The organism is Pseudomonas sp. YNh, assembly GCF_037993085.1.
GTDB classification, from domain to species: domain Bacteria; phylum Pseudomonadota; class Gammaproteobacteria; order Pseudomonadales; family Pseudomonadaceae; genus Aquipseudomonas; species Aquipseudomonas putida.
Genome location: NZ_JBBMRJ010000004.1, coordinates 211661 through 237731, shown reverse-complemented (window position 1 = coordinate 237731; position 26071 = coordinate 211661). Strand labels below are relative to the sequence as shown.

Below are 26071 nucleotides of genomic sequence, written 5' to 3'. Positions count from 1 at the left end.
TGGCTACAGAATTTCTTGACGACCATAGAGCATTGGAACCACCTGATCCCATCCCGAACTCAGTAGTGAAACGATGCATCGCCGATGGTAGTGTGGGGTTTCCCCATGTGAGAGTAGGTCATCGTCAAGATTCATTTCGCAAAACCCCTATCTGCGCATGCAGGTAGGGGTTTTGTCTTTGCGGCGCAAATATCCCCAGTCCTGGCCGACCCCCTGTAGGAGCAGCCTTGTGCTGCGAAGAGGCCGGTAAGGCTAAAGATTATCTTTGCCTGCAATGGCCGCTTCGCAGCACAAGGCTGCTCCTACAGGGATCTGTGGTAAGTCGCCTCCCACAATTCGTGCCAGAACACTAGAATAGGCCCACGCACCTATCCAGAAGCGCTATATGCCCAATCCTGTCGAACCCGATGCCCTGGCCCAATTGCCGTTGGACGAGCTTGTCGCCTGCCACGAATGCGACCTGTTGCTGCGCAAGCCTGTGCTGCAGCGCGATGAAAAAGCCGAATGCCCCCGCTGCGGCTACGAGCTCTATGCCCACCGGCACAATGTAGTCAACCGCAGCCTGGCCCTGGTACTGACCGCGCTGTTGCTGTTCGTACCTGCCAATTTTCTACCGATCATGCAACTGCACCTGCTTGGCCAGACCTCGGACGATACTGTCTGGAGCGGCGTACTGGGCCTGTACAATTCGCAGATGCGCGGTGTGGCGGTGGTCGTGTTCCTGTGCAGCATGGCCATCCCTCTGGCAAAACTGCTTTGCCAGCTGGCGGTATTGCTGAGTATCCGCTTGAACGTGGGGCGCAACTTCGGCCTGCTGTTCTACCGCATCTATCACCACTTGCGTGACTGGGGCATGCTCGAGGTCTATTTCATGGGTGTGCTGGTGGCTATCGTCAAGCTGGTAGACCTGGCAGAACTGACCGTGGGCCTGGGGCTGTTCTGCTTCATCAGCCTGTTATTGGTCCAGGTATGGCTGGAGGTGGTCATGTCGCCGCACCAGATCTGGAGTGCACTATCGGGGGAGGACCTGCATGCGGGCGATTGATGCAGGCATTGTTGTCTGCAATGAATGTCATGAACTGAACCGGCAAGTGCCAGATGGCACTTCGCAGACCTGCACACGTTGCGGCGCCATTGTGCATGCCCGCCGCCCGAACAGTATCGTACGTACCTGGGCCCTGCTGATTGCCGCGTCGATCCTGTACATCCCGGCCAACCTGCTGCCGATCATGACCGTGAGTACACTCGGCCAGGGCAGCCCCGACACGATCATGTCCGGCGTCATCACCCTGCTCAAGCACGGCATGGTGCCGATTGCCGCGGTGGTGTTCATTGCCAGTATCCTGGTGCCCACCTTCAAGCTCGTGGGCATCGGTTTGCTGTTGTACTCCGTTCAGCGTCACCAGCCGCTTTCAGCGCGGCAACGGATATTGATGTACCGCTTCATCGAATTCATTGGGCGCTGGTCCATGCTCGATATCTTCGTCATCGCCATCCTGGTGGCAGTGGTGAATTTCGGCCGAATAGCCAGTGTCGAAGCCAATCTGGGCGCTGTCGCCTTTGCAACTGTGGTGATCCTGACAATGCTTGCCGCTTTAACTTTCGATCCCCGACTGATTTGGGATAACACGGAGTCGGATGACGACCATGAGTGACCTGCCAACGGCTAAAACCCGGCCAGCCTCGAACTGGTCGGCCATCTGGATCCTGCCTTTGATCGCCCTGATGATCGGTGGCTGGCTCGCGTGGCAGGCCTATAGCAAGGCCGGCGTGGAAATTGAAGTCCGCTTCGAGTCGGGTGAAGGTATCGTCGCCAACAAGACCGAAGTCATCTACAAGGGCATGCCGGTAGGCAAAGTGAAGAGCTTGTTGCTCGACGCCAAGGGCGACAACCAAGGTGTGATCGCCACCATCGAGATGAACAAGGACGCCGAACCACACCTGACCAAAGGCACGCGTTTCTGGCTGGTGAAGCCGAGTGTCAGCCTGGCGGGTATTACCGGCCTTGAAACACTGGTGTCGGGTAACTACATTGCCGTCAGCCCGGGGGAGGGCGAGCGTACCAAGCGCTTTACCGCCCTGAAGGTTGCGCCGCCGCTCTCGGATTCGGAGCCTGGCCTGCATCTGACCCTCAAAGCCGACAGGCTGGGTTCGCTCAACCGTGACAGCCCGATCTTCTACAAGCAGATCCAGGTGGGTCGGGTGAAAAGCTATCGCCTGTCCGAGGACCAGAGCACCGTCGAGATCAAGGTGTTCATCGAGCCCGCCTACGCCAGCCTGGTGCGCAAGCACACGCGTTTCTGGAACGCCAGCGGGGTCAGCATCGATGCTTCGCTGTCAGGTGTGAAGGTTCGCAGCGAGTCGCTGTCGAGCATTGTGGCCGGTGGTATCGCCTTTGCCACGCCGGAGTACCGCAAGGACAGCCCGCCTACCGATCCTAGCCTGCCATTCCGCCTTTATGAAGACTTCGACGCCGCCCAGGCGGGTATACGGGTCAAGGTAAAGCTGAGCGATTACGAGGGCCTGCAGGCAGGCCGCACGCCGGTCATGTACAAGGGCATCCAGGTGGGCTCGTTGAAAGCCCTGAAGATGGAAGACAACCTGTCCAGCGCATCGGCCGAGCTGACACTGGACCCGCTCACCGAAGACTATCTGGTCGAGGGCACGCAGTTCTGGGTGGTCAAGCCGTCGATTTCCCTGGCAGGTATCACCGGCCTGGAGGCGCTGGTCAAAGGTAACTACATCGCCATCCGCCCGGGTGAGAAGGGTGAACGGCCCGAGCGTGAGTTCGAGGCCCGCGCCAAGGCGCCGCCGCTCGACCTCAAGGCGCCAGGCCTGCACATGGTGTTGTTCGCCGATACCCTGGGTTCTCTGGAAATCGGCAGCCCGGTGATGTACCGCCAGGTCAAGGTGGGTAGCGTGCAGAGCTACCAGTTTGCTCGTAACAGCAACCGTATCCTGATCGGTGTGCATATCGAGAAGGAATACGAAAAGCTGGTCAACGGCTCGTCGCGCTTCTGGAACGTCAGTGGCATTACCCTGACCGGGGGGCTGTCGGGCATCAAGATCAAGAGTGAATCGCTGCAAACGCTGATGGCCGGCGGTATTGCGTTCGACACGCCACGGCCCGATGTGGCGCTGAAGCGCCACATTCCACGCTTCCGTCTGCATGACAGCCAGGAAGCGGTAAACCGCGCGGGTACCTTGATCACCGTCCGTGTAGACCGTGCAGATGGCCTGAAGCCGGGTACGCCAATCCGCTTCCGTGGCCTGGATGTGGGCAGTATCGAGAGCGTCGACCTGACCGATGACTTGCAGGCAGTGCTGCTGCGGGCACGTATCACCGAGGCGGCGGACCGTATTGCCCGTGCCGGTACGCAGTTCTGGGTGGTCAAGCCAGCCTTGGGCCTGGTACGCACCGAGAACCTCGACACGCTGCTTGGCGGGCAGTACCTGGAGGTGCAGCCGGCAGCCAAGGACCGTGGCCCGCAGCGCGACTTCATCGCCTTGGCCGATGCCCCGCAAGTGGCTGGGCCGGAGGTGGGCTTGCCATTGACGCTCAGTGCGCCGCGGCGTGGTTCGATCAAGCCGGGTGTGCCAGTGACCTATCGAGAGGTTGCGGTTGGCAAGGTGACGGGTTTCGAGTTGGGCCAGAGCGCTGACCGCGTGCTGATCCATATCCTCATCGAGCCGCGCTATGCAGCCCTGGTCCGTAGTGGCAGCCGGTTCTGGAACAGCAGTGGCTTCGGTTTCGACTGGGGGCTGTTCAAGGGGGCTACCGTGCGTACCGAGTCGGTGGAGACTCTGATCGATGGCGGTATCGCCTTTGCAACGCCGGATGGCGAGCAGATGGGCAACCCGGCACGGCCGCAGCAGACCTTCGCCTTGTTCGACAAGGCAGAGGATGACTGGCTGCAGTGGGCGCCGAAGATTCAGATAGCCAAGTAATGTAAAAGTAGGGCCGCCAACCGCGGCCCCGCTTTTTTGTGGGAGCGGCCTTGCGTCGCGAAAGGGGCGCGTAGCGGCCCCTCGGTCTTAGCGCAGAAGCTGAGATTGCCGGGGCTGCTCTGCAGCCCTTTCGCGACGCAAGGCCGCTCCCACAAAGACCGAGTTCCACATGGAGCCTTGCCCGCAAGCATAAATCGCAGGCAACAAAAAACCGACCCTAGGGTCGGTTTTTCGAATAGCGCGTCGCTTAGGCAGCTGCAGCTTCTTTCAGCGCCTTGATGTGGCCATTCAGACGGCCTTTGTGACGAGCAGCTTTGTTCTTGTGGATGATACCTTTGTCGGCCATACGGTCGATTACAGGTACAGCCAGAACGTAAGCGGCTTGCGCTTTTTCGGCGTCTTTTGCGTCAATGGCTTTAACTACATTCTTGATGTAGGTGCGGACCATGGAACGCAGGCTGGCGTTGTGGCTGCGACGCTTCTCAGCCTGTTTTGCACGTTTCTTGGCGGAAGGTGTGTTGGCCACCGTCGAGCTCCTCGAAAGACTTTAGGTAAATAGCAAACAAAATAGGCCGCGAATCATGCCGATCAAGAGATCGATTGTCAAGGCCACCTGCAAGGTTCCGCCGAGCGGTGCGCCAACAAGAGGGAAAGATTCCTTTCTGCTGCGCGACCTGTACACTCGGGAATTTTTGGCTCCCCTGCGAAGGCGCGGGAGTATCGCACATTCGGACGCTGTCTGGCAGCGTCCTCTGCCATTGGCGTGAATCTTTTCGATGAACCTGCTCAAATCCCTGGCTGCAGTAAGCTCGATCACCATGATTTCGCGGGTGCTGGGCTTCGTTCGCGACACCATCCTGGCGCGCATCTTTGGTGCCGGCGTCGCCACCGACGCCTTTTTCATCGCGTTCAAACTGCCCAACCTGTTGCGGCGCATTTTCGCCGAGGGTGCGTTTTCCCAGGCCTTTGTTCCGATCCTGGCCGAATACAAGACCCAGCAGGGCGAGGAGGCGACACGTACCTTCATCGCTTATGTCAGCGGCCTGCTGACCCTGGTCCTCGCCCTGGTGACTGCCATCGGCATCCTCGCGGCGCCGTGGGTGGTGTGGGCAACAGCCCCAGGCTTTGTCGACAACGCAGAAAAATACGAGCTGACCACCTCCCTGTTGCGGGTGACCTTTCCTTATATATTGCTGATCTCGCTGTCTTCCCTGGCCGGTGCGATCCTCAATACCTGGAACCGCTTCTCGGTACCGGCGTTCACCCCCACCCTGTTGAACGTGGCGATGATTGCCTTCGCCGTGCTGCTGACGCCGTACTTCAACCCGCCAATCATGGCCCTGGCCTGGGGCGTGCTGGCGGGTGGCCTGGCGCAGTTGCTGTACCAGCTGCCAGCGTTGAAGAAGATCGGCATGCTCGTACTGCCGCGCCTGAACCTCAAGGACGCGGGTGTGTGGCGGGTACTCAAACAGATGCTGCCGGCGATTCTCGGGGTGTCGGTGAGCCAGATTTCGTTGATCATCAACACCATCTTCGCCTCGTTCCTGGTGGCCGGCTCGGTGTCGTGGATGTATTACGCCGACCGCCTCATGGAGCTGCCTTCAGGCGTGCTGGGCGTGGCCCTGGGCACCATCCTGCTGCCCACCCTGGCCAAGACCTACGCCAACAAGGACCGCGAGGAATACTCGCGGATCCTCGACTGGGGCCTGCGCCTGTGCTTCCTGCTGGTGCTGCCGTGCACCTTGGCCTTGGCCATCCTTGCCGAGCCGCTGACCGTTGCGCTCTTTCAATATGGCAAGTTCAGTGCGTTTGATGCGGCCATGACACAGCGGGCGCTGATGGCCTATTCGGTAGGTTTGCTGGCGATCATTCTGGTCAAGGTGCTGGCACCCGGCTTCTATGCGCAGCAGAATATCCGCACGCCGGTAAAGATTGCGATTTTCACCCTGGTCTGCACCCAGTTGTTCAACCTCGCCCTGGTCGGCCCGCTTGCACATGCCGGCCTGGCATTGGCAATCAGCCTGGGTGCCTGCCTGAATGCCGGCTTGCTGTTCTGGAAGCTGCGCAGCCAGCAGTTGTTCGAGCCACAGCCAGGCTGGGCAATGTTCCTGCTCAAGCTTGTCTTGGCAGTGGTGCTGATGTCGGCGGTACTGTTGGCGGGCATGCACTATATGCCGGCCTGGGAGCAGGGCATCATGCTTGAGCGCTTCCTGCGGCTTGGGGCGTTGATTGTGGCAGGTGTCGTGACCTATTTCGGCTGCCTGTACCTGTGCGGCTTCCGGCCCCGGCACTTCGCTCGCAAGGCCCTGCACTGAGGCGTCAGGCGGGTCAGGCGTCGGTTTTTCATATTCCACGCCGCCCTTGGGCGCTGCTGCCTGTCACCGGCGCCCGGGTGTGGTTATAATCGGCCACTTTATGAGCAAGAAGCGCGTTATGCAGCTGGTTCGAGGTCTTCACAACCTGCGCCCCGAGCACCGGGGCTGTGTCGCCACCATTGGCAACTTCGACGGGGTTCACCGCGGCCACCAGGCTATCCTGGCGCGCCTGCGCGAGCGCGGTCAGGCCTTGGGCCTGCCGACCTGCGTGGTGATCTTCGAACCGCAACCACGCGAGTACTTCGCCCCCGATACCGCACCGGCGCGCCTGGCCCGCCTGCGCGACAAGGTCGAACTGCTGGCCGCCGAGGGCATCGACCGGGTGCTGTGCCTGGCGTTCAATCAGCGCCTGAGCAAGCTCAGCGCCGATGCCTTCGTCAAAGCCATCCTGGTCGACGGCCTGGGCGTGCGCCACCTCGAAGTGGGTGATGACTTCCGCTTTGGCTGCGACCGCGCCGGCGACTTTGCCTTCCTGATCGAGGCCGGCAAGCAGTACGGCTTCACCGTCGAGGCCGCCAACACGGTAATCCAGGACGGCCTGCGGGTCAGCAGCACCGAAGTGCGCAAAGCCCTGTGCGAAGGTAACTTCGAGCTGGCCGAGCACCTGCTGGGCCGCCCGTACAGCATCACCGGCCGTGTGCTGCATGGCCAGAAGCTGGCCCGCCAGCTCGGCACACCTACCGCCAACATCCAGCTCAAGCGCCGCCGCGTGCCGCTGTCCGGGGTCTACCTGGCCAGCATCGAAATCGACGGCAAGGCTTGGCCGGGTGTAGGCAATATTGGCGTGCGTCCCACCGTTGCCGGTGATGGGCGCCCGCACCTGGAGATTCATCTTCTTGATTTTGCCGGCGACCTGTATGGCCGGCGTCTGACGGTGGAGTTCCACCACAAGCTGCGTGAAGAGCAGCGATTCGCCTCCCTGGAGGCGCTGAAGTCGGCGATCGATGCGGATATCGCCGCCGCACGTGCACATTGGCACGCTCAACCGCTAACGAAGAGCCTGAAATGACCGACTACAAAGCCACGCTTAACCTTCCGGACACCGCCTTCCCCATGAAGGCCGGCCTGCCTCAGCGCGAACCGCAGATCCTGCAGCGCTGGGACAGCATTGGCCTGTACCAGAAGCTGCGCGAAATTGGCAAGGATCGTCCCAAGTTCGTCCTGCACGACGGCCCGCCCTATGCCAACGGCAAGATTCACATCGGTCATGCGCTGAACAAGATCCTCAAGGACATGATCGTCCGCTCCAAGACCCTGGCCGGCTACGATGCGCCGTATGTACCGGGTTGGGACTGCCACGGCCTGCCGATCGAGCACAAGGTCGAGGTTACCCACGGCAAGCACCTGTCTGCCGACCGCACCCGCGAGCTGTGCCGCGAGTACGCCGCCGAGCAGATCGAAGGGCAGAAGACCGAGTTCATTCGCCTGGGTGTACTGGGTGACTGGGACAACCCGTACAAGACCATGAACTTCGCCAACGAGGCCGGTGAAATCCGCGCCCTGGCCGAGATGGTCAAGCAAGGCTTCGTGTTCAAGGGCCTCAAGCCTGTGAACTGGTGCTTCGATTGCGGTTCGGCCCTGGCTGAAGCGGAAGTCGAATACGCCGACAAGAAATCCCAGACCATCGACGTGGCCTTCCCGATTGCCGACCAGGCCAAGCTGGCTGCCGCCTTCGGGCTGGAGGCGCTGGCCAAGCCGGCCGCCATCGTGATCTGGACCACCACTGCGTGGACCATTCCCGCCAACCAGGCGCTGAACATCCACCCGGAGTTCAAGTACGCCCTGGTCGATACCGGCGAGCGTCTGCTGGTGCTGGCCGAAGAGCTGGTCGAGTCGTGCCTCAAGCGCTACAACCTGGAAGGCTCGGTCGTCGCCACTGCCCAGGGTTCGGCCCTGGAGCTGATCAACTTCCGCCACCCGTTCTACGACCGCCTGTCGCCTGTCTACCTGGCCGACTATGTCGAACTGGGCGCCGGTACCGGTGTGGTTCACTCCGCGCCTGCCTACGGTGAAGACGACTTCGTCACCTGCAAGCGCTACGGCATGGTCAACGACGACATTCTCACCCCGGTGCAGAGCAATGGCGTGTATGTCGAGTCGCTGGAGTTCTTCGGCGGCCAGTTCATCTGGAAGGCCAACCCGGCCATCGTCGAGAAGCTGAGCGAAGCCGGTGCGCTGATGCACACCGAAACCATCAGCCACAGCTACATGCACTGCTGGCGCCACAAGACCCCGCTGATCTACCGCGCAACCGCGCAGTGGTTCGTCGGCATGGACAAGCAGCCAAGCGCTGGCGAGCCGCTGCGTGAGCGCGCCCTCAAAGCCATCGAAGAAACCAAGTTCGTACCGGCCTGGGGCCAGGCGCGCCTGCACTCGATGATCGCCAACCGCCCGGACTGGTGCATCTCGCGTCAGCGCAACTGGGGTGTGCCGATCCCGTTCTTCCTGCACAAGCAGACCGGCGAGCTGCACCCACGTACCGTCGAACTGATGGAAGCGGTGGCCAAGCGCGTTGAACAGGAAGGTATCGAAGCCTGGTTCAAGCTGGATGCCGTCGAACTGCTGGGTGAAGAAGCCGGCCAGTACGACAAGATCACCGATACCCTGGACGTGTGGTTCGACTCCGGCACCACCCACTGGCACGTGCTGCGTAGCTCGCACGATATCGGCCACGCCACCGGCCCGGTCGCCGACCTGTACCTGGAAGGCTCCGACCAGCATCGTGGCTGGTTCCACTCGTCGTTGCTCACCGGTTGCGCCATCGACAACCACGCGCCGTACCGCGAACTGCTGACCCACGGCTTCACCGTGGACGAGAACGGCCGCAAGATGTCCAAGTCGCTGGGTAACACCATCGAGCCGGAGAAGGTCAACAACACCCTGGGTGCCGACATCCTGCGCCTGTGGGTTTCGGCCACTGACTATTCCGGTGAAATGGCGGTTTCCGAGCAGATCCTGCAGCGTAGCGCCGACGCTTACCGCCGTATCCGCAATACCGCGCGCTTCCTGCTGTCCAACCTGTCCGGTTTCGACCCGGCCCGCGACCTGCTGGCCCCGGAAGACATGCTGGCACTGGACCGCTGGGCCGTAGACCGTACCCTGCTGCTGCAACGCGAGCTTGAAGAGCACTACAGCGAGTACCGTTTCTGGAACGTCTACTCCAAGGTGCACAACTTCTGCGTGCAGGAGCTGGGCGGCTTCTACCTCGACATCATCAAGGACCGCCAGTACACCACCGGCGCCAACAGTGTCGCCCGCCGTTCCTGCCAGACTGCGCTGTACCACATCAGCGAAGCGCTGGTGCGCTGGATTGCGCCAATCCTGGCGTTCACCGCTGACGAAATCTGGCAATACCTGCCGGGCGAGCGCAACGAGTCGGTGATGCTCAACGGCTGGTACCAGGGCCTGAGCGAGCTGCCGGAAGGCACCGAGCTGGACCGCCCCTACTGGGACCGCGTAATGGCGGTGAAGGCATCGGTCAACAAGGAGCTGGAAAACCAGCGTACCGCCAAGGTCATCGGCGGCAACCTGCAGGCCGAAGTCACCCTGTACGCCGACGAAGGCCTGAGCGCCGACCTGGGCAAGCTGGGTGACGAGCTGCGCTTCGTGCTGATCACCTCGGCCGCCAGCGTGGTGCCGTTCGTGCAGGCACCGGCGGACGCCGTGGCCACCGAAGTCGAAGGCCTCAAGCTGAAAGTGGTCAAGTCCGGCCATGCCAAGTGCGGCCGTTGCTGGCACTTCCGCGCCGACGTAGGCAGCCACCCGGAGCACCCGGAAATCTGCAGCCGTTGCGTCGATAACCTGACCGGTTCGGGCGAGGTGCGTCACTATGCCTAACCCGGCAGTGGGGCGCTTTGGGCGCCTTGCATGGCTTTGGCTGAGCTTGCTGGTGCTGGTCGTCGACCAGGCCACCAAGCTGTATTTCAACAACGCCCTGACCATGTACCAGCAGATTGTGGTCATCCCTGACTACTTCAGCTGGACCTTGGCCTACAACACCGGCGCCGCTTTCAGCTTCCTCGCTGATGGCGCTGGCTGGCAGCGCTGGCTGTTCGCCCTGATCGCCGTGGTGGTCAGTGCCGTGCTGGTGGTGTGGCTCAAGCGCCTGGGGCGCAACGAAACCTGGCTGGCCGTGGCGCTGGCGCTGGTGTTGGGTGGCGCCATTGGCAACCTGTACGACCGCGTCGTGCTGGGCCATGTGGTCGACTTCATCCTGGTGCACTGGCAAAACCGCCATTACTTCCCGGCCTTCAACGTGGCCGACAGCGCCATCACCGTTGGTGCGGTGATGCTGGCGCTGGATATGTTCAAGAGCAAGAAGTCCGAGGATCCGGTCCATGACTGACACCCGTATCGGCCAGAACACCGAAGTCACCCTGCACTTCGCGCTGCACCTGGAAAACGGCGACACCGTCGACAGCACGTTCGACAAAGCTCCGGCCACCTTCAAGGTTGGCGATGGCAACCTGTTGCCGGGCTTCGAAAACGCGCTGTTCGGCTTCAAGGCCGGTGACAAGCGCACCGTGGTAGTGGCCCCGGAGAACGCCTTCGGCCAGCCCAACCCGCAAAACGTGCAAGTCATGCCGCGGTCCAACTTCGAGGGCATGGAGCTGTCCGACGGGCTGCTGATCATCTTCAACGATGCCGCCAACGCCGAGCTGCCGGGTGTGGTCAAAGCGTTCGATGACGACCAGGTGACCATCGACTTCAATCACCCACTGGCTGGCAAGACCCTGACCTTCGAGGTGGAGATCCTCGAGGTGAAGGCCCTGTAAGCCTGGAGCCGATCATGCAAATCAAACTCGCCAACCCTCGCGGCTTTTGCGCGGGGGTCGACCGGGCGATCGAGATCGTCAACCGCGCGCTGGAAGTCTTCGGCCCGCCGATCTATGTGCGTCACGAAGTGGTGCACAACAAGTTCGTGGTAGAAGACCTGCGCAACCGCGGTGCCATCTTCGTCGAAGAGCTGGACCAGGTGCCGGACGATGTCATCGTCATCTTCAGTGCCCACGGTGTTTCCCAGGCCGTGCGCCAGGAAGCGGCTGGCCGTGGCCTGAAAGTGTTCGATGCCACCTGCCCGCTGGTGACCAAGGTGCACATCGAGGTGGCCAAGTACAGCCGCGACGGCCGTGAGTGCATTCTCATCGGCCACGAAGGGCACCCGGAAGTCGAAGGCACCATGGGCCAGTACGACGCCAGCAACGGTGGTTCCATCTACCTCGTTGAAGACGAAGATGATGTAGCCAGGCTGCAGGTGCGCGACCCTGACCACCTGGCCTTCGTGACCCAGACCACCTTGTCGATGGACGACACCAGCCGCGTCATCGACGCCCTGCGTGCGCGCTTTCCGAACATCGGTGGCCCGCGCAAGGACGACATCTGCTACGCCACCCAGAACCGCCAGGACGCCGTCAAGCAACTGGCGGGCGAGTGCGACGTGGTGCTGGTAGTCGGCAGCCCGAACAGCTCCAACTCCAACCGCCTGCGTGAGCTGGCCGAACGCATGGGCACCCCGGCCTACCTGATCGATGGTGCCGAGGACCTGCAACAGGGCTGGTTCGAACAGGCGGCGCGTATTGGCATTACTGCCGGTGCTTCGGCCCCCGAAGTGCTGGTACGTGGCGTGATCGAACAGCTCAAGGCCTGGGGCGCTACCGGTGCTGAAGAGCTGGACGGGCGTGAAGAGAACATCACCTTCTCGATGCCAAAAGAGCTGCGGGTTCGCTCGCTGATCTGACTGAAGCCTGTACTGGCCTCATCGCCGGCCAGCCAGCTCCCACAGGGACATCACTGCCTTCAAGGCTTGTGCAGTACCTGCGGGAGCTGGCTTGCCGGCGATAGGGCCGGCAAGGTCGGCTCAAGGCTATGTGCTTGCACAGCGAGTATTGTTTCGGTCCTCTGCAAGCAATCTGACTCTCCCGGTCGATGCCAGCACCACTTGATATCGGCTGCTGGCAGATGAGCGTTCACACACTTCCAGCGTTGTTCCCAACCAGCTGTTGTTCAGCGTCATTGGAACGCCCAGCGCACTGAACTTGAACTGCTCCCCGCGATTGCTCGTAATCTTGAGCGGCCTCGAAAGGCGCTGCTCGCGCAGCAGCTGCTGATTATGCTCCAGCATCACCCGCCAACCATTCCCCCAATTACCGTCCAACGCCTGCACCAGCACCGGCTGGCTTTGCAGCATCGCGTGGCTGCGTGCGCTGCGCAGTGCCTGTGCCAAATCACGGGCAGCGGCTGCCCGGTGTAGGTCGTCGCTCATCCTGGCGTAGGCCGGCATACCGAGCTGTGTCAGCAAGACAGCTATGGCCAAGGCCGACAACATTTGTATCAGTGTTACGCCTCGTTGCTTCACCGTGCATTCCTCCCTGGAAGTGCTTGGCTATAGCTTCACGTTCGCTGGCCAGGCGGTCTAGTCGGCCAGGTTCAGGGCTATTGCAGGAAAAGTCGCAGGAGGTGCAGGGATGCACGCGAGGCAACGGGGCATGACGCTCATGGAAGTGTTGTTGGCGGTCGTGGTTGTGGCCGTGGGCATGTTCGCAACGGCATCGATACAGTTGCAGGCATTGCAGGCTGCGGACAGCGCGCGTCGCGATGGGCAGGCGGCAATGGCGGCGCACAGTGAGCTTGAGAGGCGGCGATGAAGGCCCGTCAGAGCGGGTTCGGTTTACTTGAGGTGGTGATGGCGCTGGCCATCGGGTTGATGCTGCTGGCCGCAGCCAGCCAGCTCTTCGCTTCGGCACACCAGACGTGGCGCCTGCAAAGTACCGCGGTGCGCATGCAGGATGAGGCACGTCAGGCGTTGCTGCGTATGGCTCAGGATATTCGCATGGCCGGAATGTTCGGCTGCCTGCGCCTGCGACCTGACGACTTCAAGAGTTCCACTGCACAGCAGGCCTTCGCCCGTCCCCTGGAGGTGGCACCGTCCATGCTGAGCCTCGTGGTAGCAGAGCTGCCCGGGCAGGCAGGAGCACCTGACTGGTTCTTGCAGACAGACTGCCTTGAAAAGGTATCTGTGGAGGATGGGCAAAGCGCGAGCAAGCCCCACCCACTGGCGTATCCCGTTAGCAAGTACGTCTACCAGCTTAACGGCGATACCCTGAGCTTTAGACGACGAACCAGCTTCCAGCCGCTGGTGGAAAATGTGCGAGAAGTGCATTTCGAGCGTGTGCAAACGCCCCGGGGAGAGCGGGTAGATATCGCACTCACGCTGTACGAGCCCACGCTCAAACTCGAACAGCGCCATGAACTGAGCGTGGCACTGCGCAACCCGGTGCCGGGGCCATGAAGCGTCAACGCGGTGTTGTGCTGCTGTTGGCGTTGGTACTGAGCTTGCTGCTCGGCTTGTTGTCGGCCTCGAGCCTGCGCGAGGCCTTGGTGGAGACGCGAATGGCTGGCTACATGCGCGATGGTCTGCTGGCGTTCGAAGAGGCCGAGGCCGCGTTGCAAGCAGGTGAGGGTGAGCTCAAGCGGGCACCTCCCGATCGGTGTACCGCGTGCTTGCCGCCAGCTCGACCGCACGATTTGGCCGGGCGGTGGCAGGGCACACAGAGCGGTTACTTCCATGTACAGAACCTGGGCACGAGCACCTGCGCTGCGCATATGCCGGATGAGCTGCTTGTCACCTTGTTCCGGATAACGGCCGTCAGCAAGCAAACCCAGTCCCGGCATGTGCTGGAGGCCGTCTACGCCGTGGCCGGCGACACAACCCGGCGCATCACCTGGCGGCAAAGACTGAGAGGAGACTGACATGCAGCAAGGCTTGAGCCTGATCGAGTTGTTGATTGTGCTGGCCGTGACCGGCATTCTGGCAGCCATTGCCTACCCCAGTTACAGCGACCAGCTTCGGCGAGCCGCACGCAGCGAAGTGGTTGGCCTGCTGCATGATGCCGCCCTGCGCCTGGAGCGCCACCGCGTACGCACCGGCCAATATGCCGAGGGCGACCCGGCCTTGCCCGACGGTACCCGCTATTACAGCTTGCAGGCCCTGCGCGACAGCGACTCCTTCACGCTGCGCGCTCGGCGGCTGCCCCATGGGCTGATGGCGCAGGATGGCTGTGGCGACTTCCAGCTGGACCAGGCCGGTGTGCAGCGCAACCCCGGTGCCGTTGACGGCAGCGAGCACTGCTGGGGAAGCTGAAGGTTGAATGATGCCCGGTGCATCGCGGTTTTACTTCAGGTGTTGGATCGACAGATGAGCAAGCAAGTAGTGGTGGTCGGCGGCGGGGTGATCGGCCTGCTGACGGCGTTCAACCTGGCGGCCAAGGTCGGGCAGGTGGTGGTGTGTGATCAGGGCGAAGTCGGCCGTGAGTCGTCGTGGGCCGGCGGCGGTATTGTTTCGCCGCTGTACCCGTGGCGCTACAGCCCGGCAGTCACCGCCCTGGCGCACTGGTCGCAAGACTTTTATCCACAGCTGGGCGAGCGCTTGTTCGCCAGCACCGGCGTCGACCCCGAAGTGCACACCACGGGTTTGTACTGGCTCGACCTGGATGACGAAGCCGAAGCGCTGGCTTGGGCCGAACGTGAGCAGCGGCCGCTCAGTGCCGTGGATATCTCGGCGGCCTACGACGCGGTGCCGGTGCTGGGCCCGGGTTTCAAGCGCGCCATCTACATGGCCGGTGTAGCCAACGTGCGCAACCCGCGCCTGGTGAAATCGCTGAAGGCAGCGCTGCTGGCGTTGCCCAACGTAACCCTGCGAGAGAACTGCCAGATCACCGGCTTTGTTCAGCAGGGCGGGCGCGTCACCGGTGTGCAGACCGCCGAAGGCGTACTGGCGGCAGATGAGGTGGTGCTCAGTGCCGGGGCGTGGAGTGGCGACCTGCTGCGCACCCTTGGCCTTGAACTGCCGGTAGAGCCGGTGAAGGGCCAGATGATCCTGTTCAAGTGCGCCGAGGACTTTTTGCCGAGCATGGTGCTGGCCAAGGGGCGCTATGCGATCCCGCGGCGGGATGGGCACATTCTGGTGGGCAGCACGCTGGAGCATGCCGGGTACGACAAGACCCCGACTGAAGATGCACTGGAAAGCCTGAAGGCATCGGCGGCGGAGTTGCTGCCAGGGCTCGAAGGGGCCACGGTGGTGGGGCACTGGGCCGGGTTGCGGCCGGGCTCGCCCGAGGGTATTCCCTACATCGGGCCGGTGCCAGGGTACGAGGGGTTGTGGCTGAACTGCGGTCACTACCGCAACGGGCTGGTGCTGGCGCCGGCTTCCTGCCAGCTGTTTACCGACTTGTTGACCGGTGCCAAGCCAATCATCGACCCGGCGCCGTATGCACCAGCAGGGCGTCTGGGTTGAGATCGCCGGGGCTACAGAGAGTACACGATGCTTTGTAGGCGCGGCCCTATCGCGAGGCAAGGCCGCTCCTGCCGCGGTTTGGTGTTCAGCCTTGTTGGCCAGGCCCCTGTTGCAGGTGCGCCTGGCTGCAATACCACTCTTTGCCCTGCTGCAGCGCCCGGTCGTTGGGCAGGTGCACACCGCAATGGGCGCAGCGCACCATCTGCAGGGGCGCATCCAGCTTCGCCTCGGGGTGCGACTGTTGGCTGACTTTGAACTTGCGCCACAGCCAGAACGCGGCGGCGATCAGGGCGATCCAGAAAAGTAGGCGAACCATGGTGTCCAGCTTGTCGATTGAAGAAGCTGACAGTCTAGGGCGCGGCCAATAAAAAAGGGAGGCCCAAGGCCTCCCTTTCATTTACCGCTGTGTGTCAGTCGAACAGACCAAAGGTCATGTAGCTGAACCAGGAACGGTCTTTTTCGGCTTCTTTCGGGCCTTCCGGCACGATCGGATCGCCGTTTTCGTCTTTCGGTAGCAGCTCTTGCGGCATCTCGTCACGCGCGTCCTGGAACTGCTTGACCACGTCCTGGTTGGCGCGGGTTTCGCCCGGCGGCAGCGGCGTATCGGTTTCGATCAGGCCCAGTGTGGCCTTGGACAGCCAGCCGCGCCCGTCAGACTCGGTCTGCTTGGGCTGGAACTCGCCATCGGCCAGGCTCGGGTGGTCCGGGTAGTTGAGCTTGAGGGTTTCCAGGCTGCTGGCGGCCAGTTCGTCCAGGTGCATCTTCTGGTACGACTCGACCATCACCGCCAGGCCGTCGCCGACCGATGGGGTTTCCTGGAAGTTTTCTACCACGTAGCGGCCACGGTTGGCGGCGGCCACATAGGCCTGGCGGCTCAGGTAGTAGTCGGCCACATGAATTTCATACGAGGCCAGCAGGTTGCGCAGGTAGATCATGCGCTGCTTGGCGTCGGGCGAGTAGCGGCTGTTGGGGAAGCGGCTGGTCAGCTGGGCGAACTCGTTGTACGAGTCGCGGGCGGCACCCGGGTCACGCTTGGTCATGTCCAGCGGCAGGAAGCGCGCCAGCAGGCCACGGTCCTGGTCGAACGAGGTCAGGCCTTTGAGGTAGTAGGCGTAGTCGACGTTCGGGTGCTGCGGGTGCAGGCGGATGAAGCGCTCGGCGGCCGACTTGGCAGCCTCGGGCTCGGAGTTCTTGTAGTTGGCGTAGATCAGCTCGAGCTGCGCCTGGTCGGCATAGCGACCGAACGGGTAGCGCGACTCCAGGGCCTTGAGCTTGTTCACGGCGCTGGTGTAGCTGGAGTTGTCCAGGTCAGCTTGCGCCTGCTGGTACAGCTCGGCTTCGCTGAGGTTCTCGTCAATGACCTCTTTATTAGAGGAACAGGCCGCGGTAAGCCCGAGGATGGCGATCAGCAGCAGGTGTTTCACTTGCATGGCGGCTTGCGTCCCTTTGACGGCCGCTGTCTTGGGCGGTGCCGTCCTGTTATGATGAGCGCCCCGGCCAACCCCGGGACAAAAGAAGCCGTATTTAACCACAAGCTCGCAGCCGAAACCAAAGGCTGTGCGCCCGCCGAATCGAGCATGTCCGAGATCATTCAACTTAGCGCAGAGGTACCGTCCGAACTGGGCGGCCAACGCCTCGACCAGGTCGCCGCCCAATTGTTCGCTGAGTACTCGCGTTCGCGGCTTACTTCGTGGATCAAAGAGGGCCGCTTGACGGTCGATGGCGCCGTTGTGCGCCCTCGAGACACCGTCTATGGTGGCTCGCTGCTAGCACTGCAGGCCGAACAAGAGGCCCAGGGCGAGTGGATCCCTGAAGATATCGAACTGGATATCGTCTACGAAGACGACCATATCATGGTAATCAACAAGCCTGCCGGGCTGGTTGTGCACCCGGCTGCCGGTCATGCCAGTGGTACGCTGCTCAATGCGCTGCTGCACCACGTGCCAGACATCGTCAACGTACCGCGCGCCGGTATCGTTCACCGGCTGGATAAAGACACCACCGGCTTGATGGTGGTGGCCAAGACCTTGCAGGCGCAGACCAGGCTGGTCGAGCAGATGCAGGCGCGCAAGGTCAGCCGCATTTATGAATGCATCGTGATCGGCGTGGTCACTTCCGGTGGCAAGATCGATGCCCCGATCGGCCGCCACGGCGGCATGCGCCAGCGCATGGCAGTCACCGACGGCGGCAAGCCGGCGGTCAGCCACTACCGCGTGCTCAAGCGCTTCCGCTCGCACACCCACGTGCGGGTAAAGCTGGAAACCGGCCGTACCCACCAGATTCGTGTGCACATGGCCCACGTTGGCTTCCCGCTGGTCGGTGACCAGACGTACGGTGGGCGCTTCCGCATTCCACCGGCTGCCAGCCCGACCATGGTCGAGGCGGTGAAAACCTTCCCGCGCCAGGCGCTGCATGCGCGCTTCCTGGCATTGGCTCACCCGATCACCGGTGAAATCATGAAGTGGGAATCGCCACTGCCCGATGACTTCCTCTGGTTGCTGTCGCTGCTGAGCGAAGACCGCGAGAGCTTTATCGGATGAGTGGCCTGACGCAGTCGCTGCTGTTTCCCGACTGGCCGGCCCCGGCCTCGGTTCGCGCCTGTGTCACCACCCGTCAGGGCGGCGTCAGCCTGCCGCCCTACGAAACCTTCAATCTTGGCGACCACGTAGGGGATGACCCTGCTGCCGTTGCCGAGAACCGCCGTCGCCTCAGCGACACGTTCGCCATCCGGCCGGCCTGGCTCAAGCAGGTGCATGGGCTGGTAGTGGCGGATGCCGACCCGGCCTTGGTGGCCGAGGCGGACGCCAGCTGGACCGACCAGCCTGGCATTGCCTGTACCGTGATGACCGCCGATTGCCTGCCTGCGCTGTTCTGCGACCGGGCCGGTACTCGCGTGGCGGCGGCGCATGCGGGCTGGCGCGGGTTGGCGGGCGGCGTGCTGGAAGCCACCTTGGACCGCCTGGCACTGCCGCCTGAAGAAGTGCTGGTGTGGTTGGGGCCGGCCATTGGCCCACAGGCTTTCGAAGTGGGGCTGGAAGTGCGTGATGCCTTTACCGCCGTGCACCCGCAAGCCGCTCGGGCATTCGTCGAGGGCGAGCGGCCAGGCAAGCTGATCGCGGATATCTACGAGCTGGCGCGCATTCGTCTGGCTGCCCGTGGCGTAACTGCCGTGTATGGCGGCGGCTTGTGCACGGTAAGTGATGCTCGGTTCTTCTCCTATCGCCGTACCCCGCAGGGTGGGCGGTTTGCATCACTGGTGTGGCTGCAACCCCGCTAGCCTGTACTGGCCTCTTCGCTGGCTCGCCCGCTCCCACAAGGAATCCACACCTTTTGAAACTGTTGGTGTACCTGTGGGAGCGGGCATGCCCGCGAATGGCCTCCGTTAATCCAACAGGTTGACTTCGGTCAACCCCGCTACGCTTGAATCTTCCAGAATCAGCCTTATCTATAAGGTCATCTCAGGCAGGTTTCTTCATAAACAGGCGCTGTCCATCGCTCCGACCTGCCCTTTAAAGGAAGGTACACCATGCGAATAGACCGTTTGACCAGCAAGCTACAATTAGCAATATCCGATGCTCAATCCCTGGCCGTTGGCATGGACCACCCAGCCATCGAGCCCGTGCACCTGATGCAGGCACTGCTTGAACAGCAGGGCGGTTCGATCAAGCCGCTGCTGATGCAGGTTGGCTTCGACATCAACAGCCTGCGCCAGGCACTGGTGAAAGAGCTCGACCAGCTACCGAAAATCCAGAACCCCACCGGCGACGTGAACATGTCGCAGGATCTGGCACGCCTGCTTAACCAGGCCGACCGCCTCGCCCAGCAGAAGGGCGACCAGTTCATTTCCAGCGAACTGGTGTTGCTGGCTGCCATGGACGAGAACAGCAAGCTCGGCAAGCTGCTGCTGAGCCAGGGCGTGAGCAAGAAAGCTCTGGAAAACGCCATCAACAACCTGCGTGGCGGCGCGGCAGTGAATGATGCCAACGCCGAAGAGTCGCGCCAGGCGCTGGACAAGTACACCGTCGACCTCACCAAGCGTGCCGAAGAAGGCAAGCTGGACCCGGTGATTGGCCGTGACGATGAAATCCGCCGTACCGTGCAGGTGCTGCAACGCCGTACCAAGAACAACCCGGTGTTGATCGGTGAGCCCGGTGTGGGTAAAACCGCCATCGCCGAAGGCTTGGCCCAGCGCATCATCAATGGTGAAGTGCCTGATGGCCTCAAGGGCAAGCGCCTGCTGGCGCTGGACATGGGCGCGCTGATTGCCGGTGCCAAGTACCGCGGCGAGTTCGAAGAGCGCCTCAAATCGCTTTTGAACGAGCTGTCCAAGCAGGAAGGCCAGATCATCCTGTTCATCGATGAACTGCACACCATGGTCGGCGCCGGTAAAGGCGAAGGCGCCATGGATGCCGGCAACATGCTCAAGCCAGCCTTGGCGCGCGGCGAGCTGCACTGCGTCGGCGCCACCACGCTGAACGAGTACCGCCAGTACATCGAGAAGGACGCCGCCCTGGAGCGCCGCTTCCAGAAGGTGCTGGTAGAGGAGCCGAGCGAGGAGGACACCATCGCGATTCTGCGTGGCCTGAAAGAGCGCTATGAAGTGCACCACAAGGTGGCCATCACCGACGGTGCCATTATCGCAGCCGCCAAGCTCAGCCACCGCTATATCACTGACCGCCAGCTGCCGGACAAGGCGATTGACCTGATTGACGAAGCGGCCAGCCGCATCCGCATGGAGATCGACTCCAAGCCGGAAGTGCTCGACCGCCTTGATCGCCGCCTGATCCAGTTGAAGGTGGAATCGCAGGCGCTGAAGAAGGAAGAAGACGAAGCGGCGAAAAAACGCCTCGAGAAGCTGACCGAAGAAATCGAGCGGTTGGAGCGTGAATATTCCGACCTGGAAGAAATCTGGGCATCGGAAAAGGCCGAAGTGCAGGGCTCTGCGCAGATCCAGCAAAAGATCGAACAAGCCCGCCAGGAGCTGGAAGCCGCCCGCCGCAAAGGTGACCTGAGCCGCATGGCCGAGCTGCAGTACGGGGTAATCCCCGACCTGGAGCGCAGCCTGCAGATGGTCGACCAGCACGGCAAGACCGAAAACCAGTTGCTGCGCAACAAGGTAACCGAGGAAGAAATTGCCGAAGTGGTGTCGAAGTGGACCGGCATCCCTGTGTCCAAGATGCTGGAAGGCGAGCGCGAGAAGCTGCTGAAAATGGAAGCGCTGCTGCACCAGCGCGTAATCGGCCAGAACGAGGCGGTAACCGCCGTGGCCAACGCCGTGCGCCGCTCGCGTGCAGGGCTGTCCGACCCGAGCCGGCCAAGCGGTTCGTTCCTGTTCCTCGGCCCCACCGGTGTGGGCAAGACCGAGCTGTGCAAGGCGCTGGCCGAGTTCCTGTTCGACACCGAAGAGGCGATGGTGCGCATCGACATGTCCGAGTTCATGGAGAAACACTCTGTGGCTCGCCTGATCGGTGCACCACCAGGGTATGTAGGGTATGAAGAGGGCGGTTACCTGACCGAGGCCGTACGGCGCAAGCCATACTCGGTGGTGCTGCTGGATGAGGTGGAGAAAGCCCACCCGGATGTGTTCAACGTGCTGCTGCAGGTGCTGGAAGACGGCCGCCTGACCGACAGCCACGGGCGCACCGTGGACTTCCGCAACACGGTGATCGTGATGACCTCCAACCTGGGCTCGGCACAGATCCAGGAGCTGGTAGGCGACCGCGAGGCACAGCGTGCGGCGGTGATGGATGCAGTGGGCGCGCATTTCCGTCCGGAGTTCATCAACCGTATCGACGAAGTGGTGGTGTTCGAGCCACTGGGCCGCGAGCAGATCGCCGGCATTACCGAGATCCAGCTGGGCCGCCTGCGCAGCCGTCTGCTGGAGCGCGAACTGTCGTTGAGCCTGAGCCCGGAAGCGTTGGACAAGCTGATTGCCGTGGGTTACGACCCTGTGTACGGCGCACGGCCGCTGAAGCGGGCTATCCAGCGGTGGATCGAAAACCCGCTGGCGCAGCTGATCTTGGCTGGCCAGTTTGTGCCGGGTACGTCGATTACCGCCACAGTGGAAGGCGACGAAATCGTCTTTGGGTAATGTGTTTCACCATGAGCCCCGCTTTTGCGGGGCTTTTTTTTGCTTTCTCCCAGGCGCTGTGGGGCCCCTGTGGCAGCGGGTTTACCCGCGAAGAGGCCGGCACAGCCCAGTAAAACCGGGGCTTCCGGGGAATCCAGGATAACTTGCTGAAATTTTTGAAATTTTTGCTTGCATCAAAATTCGAGTGACCCTAATATACGCCGCGTTGTCAGGCACTAAGCGAATCACCAGCAACATCGGTGACCGCAAAACAACTTACAAATCAGTAAGTTGAATGAAAAAAAGTGGTTGACAAGCAAAACGAAGAATGTAGAATAGCCGGCCTCAGCAGCGACAAAGCGAAAGCTAAGAAGCTAAAGAGTCCGAAGCGAACACAGCCTTCGGAGTAGCAAATCGGTAAGTTGTACCGAAGTTCAGTTCCGCGATAGCTCAGTCGGTAGAGCAAATGACTGTTAATCATTGGGTCCCTGGTTCGAGTCCAGGTCGCGGAGCCATCTCGGGGTGTAGCGCAGTCCGGTAGCGCGCCTGCTTTGGGAGCAGGATGTCAGGAGTTCGAATCCCCTCACCCCGACCATTTTCCGGGTCGTTAGCTCAGTTGGTAGAGCAGTTGGCTTTTAACCAATTGGTCGTAGGTTCGAATCCTACACGACCCACCATGTAAAGAAGGGCATCTCCAAGAGATGCCCTTTTTTTTGAAAGACCCGGGGTGTAGCGCAGTCCGGTAGCGCGCCTGCTTTGGGAGCAGGATGTCAGGAGTTCGAATCCCCTCACCCCGACCATTTTCCGGGTCGTTAGCTCAGTTGGTAGAGCAGTTGGCTTTTAACCAATTGGTCGTAGGTTCGAATCCTACACGACCCACCATGAATAAAGGGCATCTCGAAAGAGATGCCCTTTTTCTTTTGCCTCAAATTTAACCCACCTCTTACCGCTACACAGGCCCTTGTAGGAGCAGCCTTGTGCTGCGAAAGGGCCGGTACGGTAAAAGATTTTCTCTGCGGGTAATGGCCTCTTCGCAGCACAAGGCTGCTCCTACAGGTCAGTGCATGGCCTGCAGGAGCGGGTGCCTGTCAGTGCAGCTTCAGGCGTGGCTCGGTACCCCGGCCAATCTTGCTCCCCAGCATCATCAACGCCGTGCGGAAGAACCCGTACAACGCCATCTGGTGCATGCGGTACAGCGACACGTAGAACATCCGCGCCAGCCAGCCTTCCAGCTTCACGCTGCCCATCAGGTTACCCATCAGGTTGCCCACCGCCGAGAAGCGCGACAGCGACACCAGCGAGCCGTAGTCCTTGTACTCGTAGGTCGGCAGCGTCTTGTTCTCCAGGCGCGCCTTCAGGCTTTGCGCCAGCATCGAAGCCTGCTGGTGTGCCGCCTGGGCACGTGGCGGCACATTGCGGTCGCTACCCGGTTGCGGGCAGGCGGCGCAGTCACCGAAGGCGAAGATGTTGTCGTCGCGGGTGGTCTGCAGGGTAGGGCGCACCACCAGCTGGTTGATGCGGTTGGTTTCCAGCCCATCGATGTCCTTCAGGAAGCCCGGCGCACGAATACCCGCCGCCCACACTTTCAGGCTGGCCTGGATCACCTCGCCGTCCTTGGTTTTCAGGCCGTCCTCGGTCACTTCACTGACAGCCGCGTTGGTCATCACCTTCACCCCGAGTTTTTCCAGGGTCTTGTGCACCGGCACGCTGATGCGCTCCGGCAGCGCCGGCAGCACGCGTGGGCCTGCCTCGATGATGGTGATGTGCATGTCCTTGGGCTGGATGCGGTCCAGGCCATAAGCCGCCAGCTCGTGGGCGGCGTGGTGCAGCTCGGCCGCCAGTTCCACACCGGTGGCACCGGCGCCGACGATGGCTACGCTGATCTGCTCGCTGGCCACGTCGCCGGCGTGGGCGCGCAGGTAGTGGTTGAGCAACTGCTGATGGAAGCGCTCGGCCTGCTTGCGCGTGTCGAGGAACAGGCAATGCTGCGCCGCGCCCAAGGTACCGAAGTCGTTGGTGTTGGAACCCACGGCAATGACCAGGGTGTCGTAGCCCAGGGTGCGCGCAGGCAACAGCTCGCGGCCCTCATCATCGAGGGTGGCGGCCAGTTGAATCTGCTTGCCCTCACGGTCCAGGCCGCTCATGCGCCCCAGCTGGAAGTTGAAGTGGTTCCACTTGGCCTGGGCCACGTAGTTCAGTTCGTCTTCCGAGGAGTTCAGCGAGCCGGCGGCCACTTCGTGCAGCAGTGGCTTCCAGATGTGCGTGAGGTTGGCGTCGACCAGGGTGATGTCGGCCTGCTTGCGCTTGCCCAGGCTTTTACCCAGGCGGGTCGCCAGTTCCAGGCCGCCGGCGCCGCCGCCGACAATCACGATGCGATGAGTCATGGGGATATCTCATAAGGTTTACGGAATTCGTGGCCCTTTGGGCCGGCCGCAAACTGCACGAGGGGAGGGCGAGCGCGAAGCAGCTCATAGCACCAGTCCACTCAGCAGGCGGCTGATGAGACCCAACCCGATGGTCACGGCCACCACCAGCACAAGGAGCAGCCACGGCCGGAATGGCCTGCGCTCGACTTGGTGCTGGGGGGCTCGCAGATACTCATCGACACGACGCTGATCTTCCGGGTTCAGGCGGCTGGTCATGGTGGGCCTCGTCAGGTAGACGTTTGTGACTGCGCAAACGCTACAGCGTTCGTGCAGGCGCTTTGAAACAAATGATAATGCTTTCTATCTCTGGCGCCGAGTGTACGCCATCGCAAACACTCGCTGCACTGGATCAAAGACTGATGCCCACATCAAAAACAATGCTGCGCCCCAGGTTGCCACGCAGGAAGTCTGGCGCGTCGGGGTGGGCGAACAGCACCCGGGCAAACGTCGGCCCCACCAGCGACAACGAGCGCCAGCCCTGGCGCAGGTATTCGGTGGGCGGCGGGAAGTGGGTGTTGAGGTCGAGCACTTCGCGCTTGAGGCTGGAGAAGGCGATGATGTCCAGCTCGTTCAGCTCCAGCCCGCGTTCCCGGTAGTTGTGCGCTTTCTTGCGCAAGGTAGGCGCCAGGCGCGCCAGCAGCTCGGTGGCACTGATACGCCGTGGGCGCGCTTCACGGCGCACCAGTTGTGCCAGGGAAAACGCACTGCGCCGGCGCTGCAGCTCTTCGCGCCACTCATCGTTCAGCCGACGCCCCTCGTCGAGCACGAAAAACACCTCGAAGGCCGCATCGCGGAACAGCACATCGGGCGGCTCTTGCCCGGCCGGGGTGAAGTCCTCGCTGCGGTAGGGGATGTTCAACCCCTGCAACAGTCGCTGGCACACCCAACGCTCCCGCTCCCACTTGCGGGCGTTGGAGAGAAAGGCGTTAGCTTGCTCGGCCTGGATGGTAAGCAGGCGCAGGTAGTCTGAGTCATCCATGCAGACAAGCTTAGCCGCTAATCGATGACGGTAAGATGCTGTTTAAGCGTGGGAATCAGCCCAGTACCGACAACGCTTGCACAGGTGCGCCCGATTTCTTCGGGCTTGACCGATGCTTCCTGGATCGAATGAGGGCACTAATCCACCGCAGCCGAAGGAAAGGGAGAATGGGTGTAGACTCGATCTTATCCACATGGCTGCAAAGGGTATTGTTCAGGTGATCAGCGCGCAGGTGTTGTCCGGCACCACCCTTACTCTTGGCTGGCTGGGTTTTGTGCCGTTGCTGATCTGGGCGGTAAGCCGGGTTCGCTGGGTTGAACTGTTCACCGACCGGCGCCGCCAGCATTTGCTGTTTGGCACGGTGTTCTGCCTGTTCGCGCTGTGGCTGGTGAGGCGCGATTTTGATACCGGGGTGTCGTACCACTTTATTGGCATGACCGCGGTCACCCTGTTGCTGGACTGGCCGCTGGCGGTGCTGGGCGGGTTCATGGCCCAACTTGGCTTGCTGGCGTTAGGGCGACAGGACCTGGCGGCGCTCGGGGTGAACGGCTTGTTGCTGATTGGTTTGCCGGTGCTGATTACCGAGGTGTGCGCGATAGTGGTCGAGCGCGCCCAGCCGCGAAACCTGTTCGTTTATATCTTCTGTTCGGGGTTCTTCCCGGCAGCGCTCACCGTGCTGGTTTGCGTACCAGCGGCGCTAGGGTTGTTGTGGCTGGACGGGCGTTTTGCCCTGCCGGAGTGGCTCAGCGACTTTGTCGGCTACCTGTGGCTGATGATGTTCCCCGAGGCGTTCATCAACGGCATGGTGATCAGTGCGCTGGTGGTGTTTTGCCCGGAGTGGCTGGAAACCTTCAACCGCACACGGTATCTGCAGGCGCCGTGGAAGGAAGATGAGCGGTGAATGAGTGGTGGCTGTGCCGGCCCTTTCGCGGGTAAACCCGCTCCCACAGGGACCGCGCACGTTTCGGGCACACGCGATAT

General features: G+C 61.8%; 25 protein-coding genes, 5 tRNA genes and 1 rRNA gene. 24 read left to right on the top strand and 7 right to left on the bottom strand.

The window, feature by feature from the left end; all coding sequences use genetic code 11:
- Nucleotides 1-14 precede the first annotated feature (14 nt).
- From rrf to WF331_RS05845, 4 genes are all read left to right on the top strand, one after another.
- Nucleotides 15-130: ribosomal RNA gene (gene rrf, locus WF331_RS05860) — 5S ribosomal RNA — on the top strand.
- Nucleotides 131-385: 255 nt separating this feature from the next.
- Nucleotides 386-1045: a paraquat-inducible protein A gene (locus tag WF331_RS05855; RefSeq protein WP_016501602.1), complete on the top strand. Its 660-nt coding sequence runs from the start codon at nt 386-388 to the stop codon at nt 1043-1045.
- On the top strand, nt 1032-1655 hold the full coding sequence (locus WF331_RS05850; RefSeq protein ID WP_016501601.1) for a paraquat-inducible protein A: 624 nt from the start codon (nt 1032-1034) through the stop codon (nt 1653-1655). Before WF331_RS05855 ends, WF331_RS05850 begins: the two co-directional genes overlap by 14 nt.
- Nucleotides 1648-3948, top strand: coding sequence for a PqiB family protein (locus WF331_RS05845; RefSeq protein ID WP_340622729.1), 2301 nt, complete (start codon nt 1648-1650; stop codon nt 3946-3948). Before WF331_RS05850 ends, WF331_RS05845 begins: the two co-directional genes overlap by 8 nt.
- A gap of 247 nt (nt 3949-4195) precedes the next feature.
- On the opposite strand, the gene rpsT is transcribed toward WF331_RS05845, so the two are convergent.
- Nucleotides 4196-4474 carry a 30S ribosomal protein S20 gene (gene rpsT / locus WF331_RS05840; RefSeq protein WP_003247625.1) on the bottom strand — a complete coding sequence of 93 codons (279 nt, stop codon included), beginning with the start codon at nt 4472-4474 and terminating at the stop codon, nt 4196-4198.
- A gap of 250 nt (nt 4475-4724) precedes the next feature.
- Here rpsT and murJ point away from each other — a divergent pair, with 250 nt between their 5' ends.
- The 6 genes from murJ to ispH all read left to right on the top strand — a co-directional run bounded on the left by murJ (nt 4725) and on the right by ispH (nt 12060).
- Nucleotides 4725-6263 (top strand): murein biosynthesis integral membrane protein MurJ, encoded by a 1539-nt coding sequence (murJ, locus tag WF331_RS05835; RefSeq protein ID WP_049277614.1) that lies wholly within the window; start codon nt 4725-4727, stop codon nt 6261-6263.
- 118 nt (nt 6264-6381) lie between these two features.
- Nucleotides 6382-7332, top strand: a complete 951-nt coding sequence (gene ribF / locus WF331_RS05830) for a bifunctional riboflavin kinase/FAD synthetase (protein WP_016501598.1) — start codon at nt 6382-6384, stop codon at nt 7330-7332.
- Complete coding sequence (gene ileS / locus WF331_RS05825) at nt 7329-10160, top strand: isoleucine--tRNA ligase (protein WP_340622728.1); 2832 nt, start codon at nt 7329-7331, stop codon at nt 10158-10160. Before ribF ends, ileS begins: the two co-directional genes overlap by 4 nt.
- Nucleotides 10153-10668, top strand: a complete 516-nt coding sequence (gene lspA, locus WF331_RS05820) for a signal peptidase II (RefSeq protein ID WP_016501596.1) — start codon at nt 10153-10155, stop codon at nt 10666-10668. Before ileS ends, lspA begins: the two co-directional genes overlap by 8 nt.
- The gene (fkpB, locus tag WF331_RS05815; protein ID WP_016501595.1) at nt 10661-11098 is read left to right on the top strand and encodes an FKBP-type peptidyl-prolyl cis-trans isomerase; all 438 of its coding nucleotides are present in this window, start codon (nt 10661-10663) and stop codon (nt 11096-11098) included. Before lspA ends, fkpB begins: the two co-directional genes overlap by 8 nt.
- 14 nt (nt 11099-11112) lie before the next feature.
- Complete coding sequence (gene ispH / locus WF331_RS05810; protein WP_016501594.1) at nt 11113-12060, top strand: 4-hydroxy-3-methylbut-2-enyl diphosphate reductase; 948 nt, start codon at nt 11113-11115, stop codon at nt 12058-12060.
- A 126-nt stretch (nt 12061-12186) separates the two neighbouring features.
- On the opposite strand, the gene WF331_RS05805 is transcribed toward ispH, so the two are convergent.
- Nucleotides 12187-12678, bottom strand: a complete 492-nt coding sequence (locus WF331_RS05805) for a GspH/FimT family pseudopilin (protein ID WP_016501593.1) — start codon at nt 12676-12678, stop codon at nt 12187-12189.
- Nucleotides 12679-12787: 109 nt separating this feature from the next.
- Between WF331_RS05805 and WF331_RS05800 the strand changes: the two genes are divergently transcribed.
- Genes WF331_RS05800 through thiO form a run of 5 tightly spaced genes read left to right on the top strand, consistent with a single transcriptional unit; the run spans nt 12788 to nt 15615 of the window.
- On the top strand, nt 12788-12967 hold the full coding sequence (locus tag WF331_RS05800; protein WP_016501592.1) for a prepilin-type N-terminal cleavage/methylation domain-containing protein: 180 nt from the start codon (nt 12788-12790) through the stop codon (nt 12965-12967).
- Nucleotides 12964-13611 (top strand): PilW family protein, encoded by a 648-nt coding sequence (locus WF331_RS05795; RefSeq protein WP_016501591.1) that lies wholly within the window; start codon nt 12964-12966, stop codon nt 13609-13611. The genes WF331_RS05800 and WF331_RS05795 overlap by 4 nt, the downstream gene beginning before the upstream one ends.
- Nucleotides 13608-14072, top strand: coding sequence for a hypothetical protein (locus WF331_RS05790; protein ID WP_016501590.1), 465 nt, complete (start codon nt 13608-13610; stop codon nt 14070-14072). Before WF331_RS05795 ends, WF331_RS05790 begins: the two co-directional genes overlap by 4 nt.
- Nucleotide 14073: 1 nt before the next feature.
- Nucleotides 14074-14463: a type IV pilin protein gene (locus WF331_RS05785; protein WP_016501589.1), complete on the top strand. Its 390-nt coding sequence runs from the start codon at nt 14074-14076 to the stop codon at nt 14461-14463.
- A 54-nt stretch (nt 14464-14517) separates the two neighbouring features.
- On the top strand, nt 14518-15615 hold the full coding sequence (gene thiO / locus WF331_RS05780; protein WP_016501588.1) for a glycine oxidase ThiO: 1098 nt from the start codon (nt 14518-14520) through the stop codon (nt 15613-15615).
- Nucleotides 15616-15700: 85 nt separating this feature from the next.
- On the opposite strand, the gene WF331_RS05775 is transcribed toward thiO, so the two are convergent.
- Both WF331_RS05775 and WF331_RS05770 read right to left on the bottom strand, forming a co-directional pair.
- Complete coding sequence (locus WF331_RS05775) at nt 15701-15931, bottom strand: PP0621 family protein (RefSeq protein WP_016501587.1); 231 nt, start codon at nt 15929-15931, stop codon at nt 15701-15703.
- 94 nt (nt 15932-16025) lie between these two features.
- On the bottom strand, nt 16026-17045 hold the full coding sequence (locus WF331_RS05770) for an outer membrane protein assembly factor BamD (protein ID WP_016501586.1): 1020 nt from the start codon (nt 17043-17045) through the stop codon (nt 16026-16028).
- 147 nt (nt 17046-17192) lie between these two features.
- On the opposite strand from WF331_RS05770, the gene rluD reads away from it, so the two are divergent.
- The 8 genes from rluD to WF331_RS05730 all read left to right on the top strand — a co-directional run bounded on the left by rluD (nt 17193) and on the right by WF331_RS05730 (nt 22567).
- The gene (gene rluD, locus WF331_RS05765; protein WP_041168125.1) at nt 17193-18155 is read left to right on the top strand and encodes a 23S rRNA pseudouridine(1911/1915/1917) synthase RluD; all 963 of its coding nucleotides are present in this window, start codon (nt 17193-17195) and stop codon (nt 18153-18155) included.
- Complete coding sequence (pgeF, locus tag WF331_RS05760; RefSeq protein WP_340622727.1) at nt 18152-18892, top strand: peptidoglycan editing factor PgeF; 741 nt, start codon at nt 18152-18154, stop codon at nt 18890-18892. The genes rluD and pgeF overlap by 4 nt, the downstream gene beginning before the upstream one ends.
- A 249-nt stretch (nt 18893-19141) precedes the next feature.
- Complete coding sequence (gene clpB / locus WF331_RS05755) at nt 19142-21706, top strand: ATP-dependent chaperone ClpB (RefSeq protein WP_016501583.1); 2565 nt, start codon at nt 19142-19144, stop codon at nt 21704-21706.
- 418 nt (nt 21707-22124) lie between these two features.
- A tRNA-Asn gene (locus WF331_RS05750) sits at nt 22125-22200 on the top strand.
- 3 nt (nt 22201-22203) lie between these two features.
- Nucleotides 22204-22280 (top strand) — tRNA-Pro (locus WF331_RS05745).
- Between the two features lie 6 nt (nt 22281-22286).
- Nucleotides 22287-22362 (top strand) — tRNA-Lys (locus tag WF331_RS05740).
- A 46-nt stretch (nt 22363-22408) separates the two neighbouring features.
- A tRNA-Pro gene (locus WF331_RS05735) sits at nt 22409-22485 on the top strand.
- Between the two features lie 6 nt (nt 22486-22491).
- A tRNA-Lys gene (locus WF331_RS05730) sits at nt 22492-22567 on the top strand.
- 206 nt (nt 22568-22773) lie between these two features.
- Here the strand turns inward: WF331_RS05730 and WF331_RS05725 are convergent.
- The 3 genes from WF331_RS05725 to WF331_RS05715 form a co-directional block, all read right to left on the bottom strand.
- A complete protein-coding gene (locus WF331_RS05725; protein ID WP_016501582.1) occupies nt 22774-24069 on the bottom strand; it encodes an NAD(P)/FAD-dependent oxidoreductase in 1296 nt (431 codons plus the stop codon).
- 84 nt (nt 24070-24153) lie between these two features.
- On the bottom strand, nt 24154-24327 hold the full coding sequence (locus WF331_RS05720; protein WP_013970765.1) for a DUF3094 family protein: 174 nt from the start codon (nt 24325-24327) through the stop codon (nt 24154-24156).
- Between the two features lie 133 nt (nt 24328-24460).
- Nucleotides 24461-25090: a DUF1780 domain-containing protein gene (locus tag WF331_RS05715; protein ID WP_016501581.1), complete on the bottom strand. Its 630-nt coding sequence runs from the start codon at nt 25088-25090 to the stop codon at nt 24461-24463.
- Nucleotides 25091-25283: 193 nt separating this feature from the next.
- On the opposite strand from WF331_RS05715, the gene WF331_RS05710 reads away from it, so the two are divergent.
- On the top strand, nt 25284-25991 hold the full coding sequence (locus WF331_RS05710; protein WP_197864851.1) for an energy-coupling factor ABC transporter permease: 708 nt from the start codon (nt 25284-25286) through the stop codon (nt 25989-25991).
- The last annotated feature ends 80 nt before the right edge of the window (nt 25992-26071 follow it).

Bases quoted from the DNA above. Each gene is read 5' to 3' on its own strand.
- WF331_RS05715 (WP_016501581.1), bottom strand. From the start codon at position 25,090: ATGGATGACTCAGACTACCTGCGCCTGCTTACCATCCAGGCCGAGCAA.
- WF331_RS05785 (WP_016501589.1), top strand. From the start codon at position 14,074: ATGCAGCAAGGCTTGAGCCTGATCGAGTTGTTGATTGTGCTGGCCGTG.
- ileS (WP_340622728.1), top strand. From the start codon at position 7,329: ATGACCGACTACAAAGCCACGCTTAACCTTCCGGACACCGCCTTCCCC.
- pgeF (WP_340622727.1), top strand. From the start codon at position 18,152: ATGAGTGGCCTGACGCAGTCGCTGCTGTTTCCCGACTGGCCGGCCCCG.
- WF331_RS05855 (WP_016501602.1), top strand. From the start codon at position 386: ATGCCCAATCCTGTCGAACCCGATGCCCTGGCCCAATTGCCGTTGGAC.
- WF331_RS05720 (WP_013970765.1), bottom strand. From the start codon at position 24,327: ATGACCAGCCGCCTGAACCCGGAAGATCAGCGTCGTGTCGATGAGTAT.
- lspA (WP_016501596.1), top strand. From the start codon at position 10,153: ATGCCTAACCCGGCAGTGGGGCGCTTTGGGCGCCTTGCATGGCTTTGG.
- ispH (WP_016501594.1), top strand. From the start codon at position 11,113: ATGCAAATCAAACTCGCCAACCCTCGCGGCTTTTGCGCGGGGGTCGAC.
- WF331_RS05800 (WP_016501592.1), top strand. From the start codon at position 12,788: ATGCACGCGAGGCAACGGGGCATGACGCTCATGGAAGTGTTGTTGGCG.
- rluD (WP_041168125.1), top strand. From the start codon at position 17,193: ATGTCCGAGATCATTCAACTTAGCGCAGAGGTACCGTCCGAACTGGGC.
- ribF (WP_016501598.1), top strand. From the start codon at position 6,382: ATGCAGCTGGTTCGAGGTCTTCACAACCTGCGCCCCGAGCACCGGGGC.
- WF331_RS05845 (WP_340622729.1), top strand. From the start codon at position 1,648: ATGAGTGACCTGCCAACGGCTAAAACCCGGCCAGCCTCGAACTGGTCG.
- thiO (WP_016501588.1), top strand. From the start codon at position 14,518: ATGAGCAAGCAAGTAGTGGTGGTCGGCGGCGGGGTGATCGGCCTGCTG.
- clpB (WP_016501583.1), top strand. From the start codon at position 19,142: ATGCGAATAGACCGTTTGACCAGCAAGCTACAATTAGCAATATCCGAT.
- murJ (WP_049277614.1), top strand. From the start codon at position 4,725: ATGAACCTGCTCAAATCCCTGGCTGCAGTAAGCTCGATCACCATGATT.
- WF331_RS05850 (WP_016501601.1), top strand. From the start codon at position 1,032: ATGCGGGCGATTGATGCAGGCATTGTTGTCTGCAATGAATGTCATGAA.
- WF331_RS05795 (WP_016501591.1), top strand. From the start codon at position 12,964: ATGAAGGCCCGTCAGAGCGGGTTCGGTTTACTTGAGGTGGTGATGGCG.
- WF331_RS05770 (WP_016501586.1), bottom strand. From the start codon at position 17,045: ATGCAAGTGAAACACCTGCTGCTGATCGCCATCCTCGGGCTTACCGCG.
- WF331_RS05790 (WP_016501590.1), top strand. From the start codon at position 13,608: ATGAAGCGTCAACGCGGTGTTGTGCTGCTGTTGGCGTTGGTACTGAGC.
- WF331_RS05725 (WP_016501582.1), bottom strand. From the start codon at position 24,069: ATGACTCATCGCATCGTGATTGTCGGCGGCGGCGCCGGCGGCCTGGAA.
- WF331_RS05775 (WP_016501587.1), bottom strand. From the start codon at position 15,931: ATGGTTCGCCTACTTTTCTGGATCGCCCTGATCGCCGCCGCGTTCTGG.
- WF331_RS05710 (WP_197864851.1), top strand. From the start codon at position 25,284: ATGGCTGCAAAGGGTATTGTTCAGGTGATCAGCGCGCAGGTGTTGTCC.
- fkpB (WP_016501595.1), top strand. From the start codon at position 10,661: ATGACTGACACCCGTATCGGCCAGAACACCGAAGTCACCCTGCACTTC.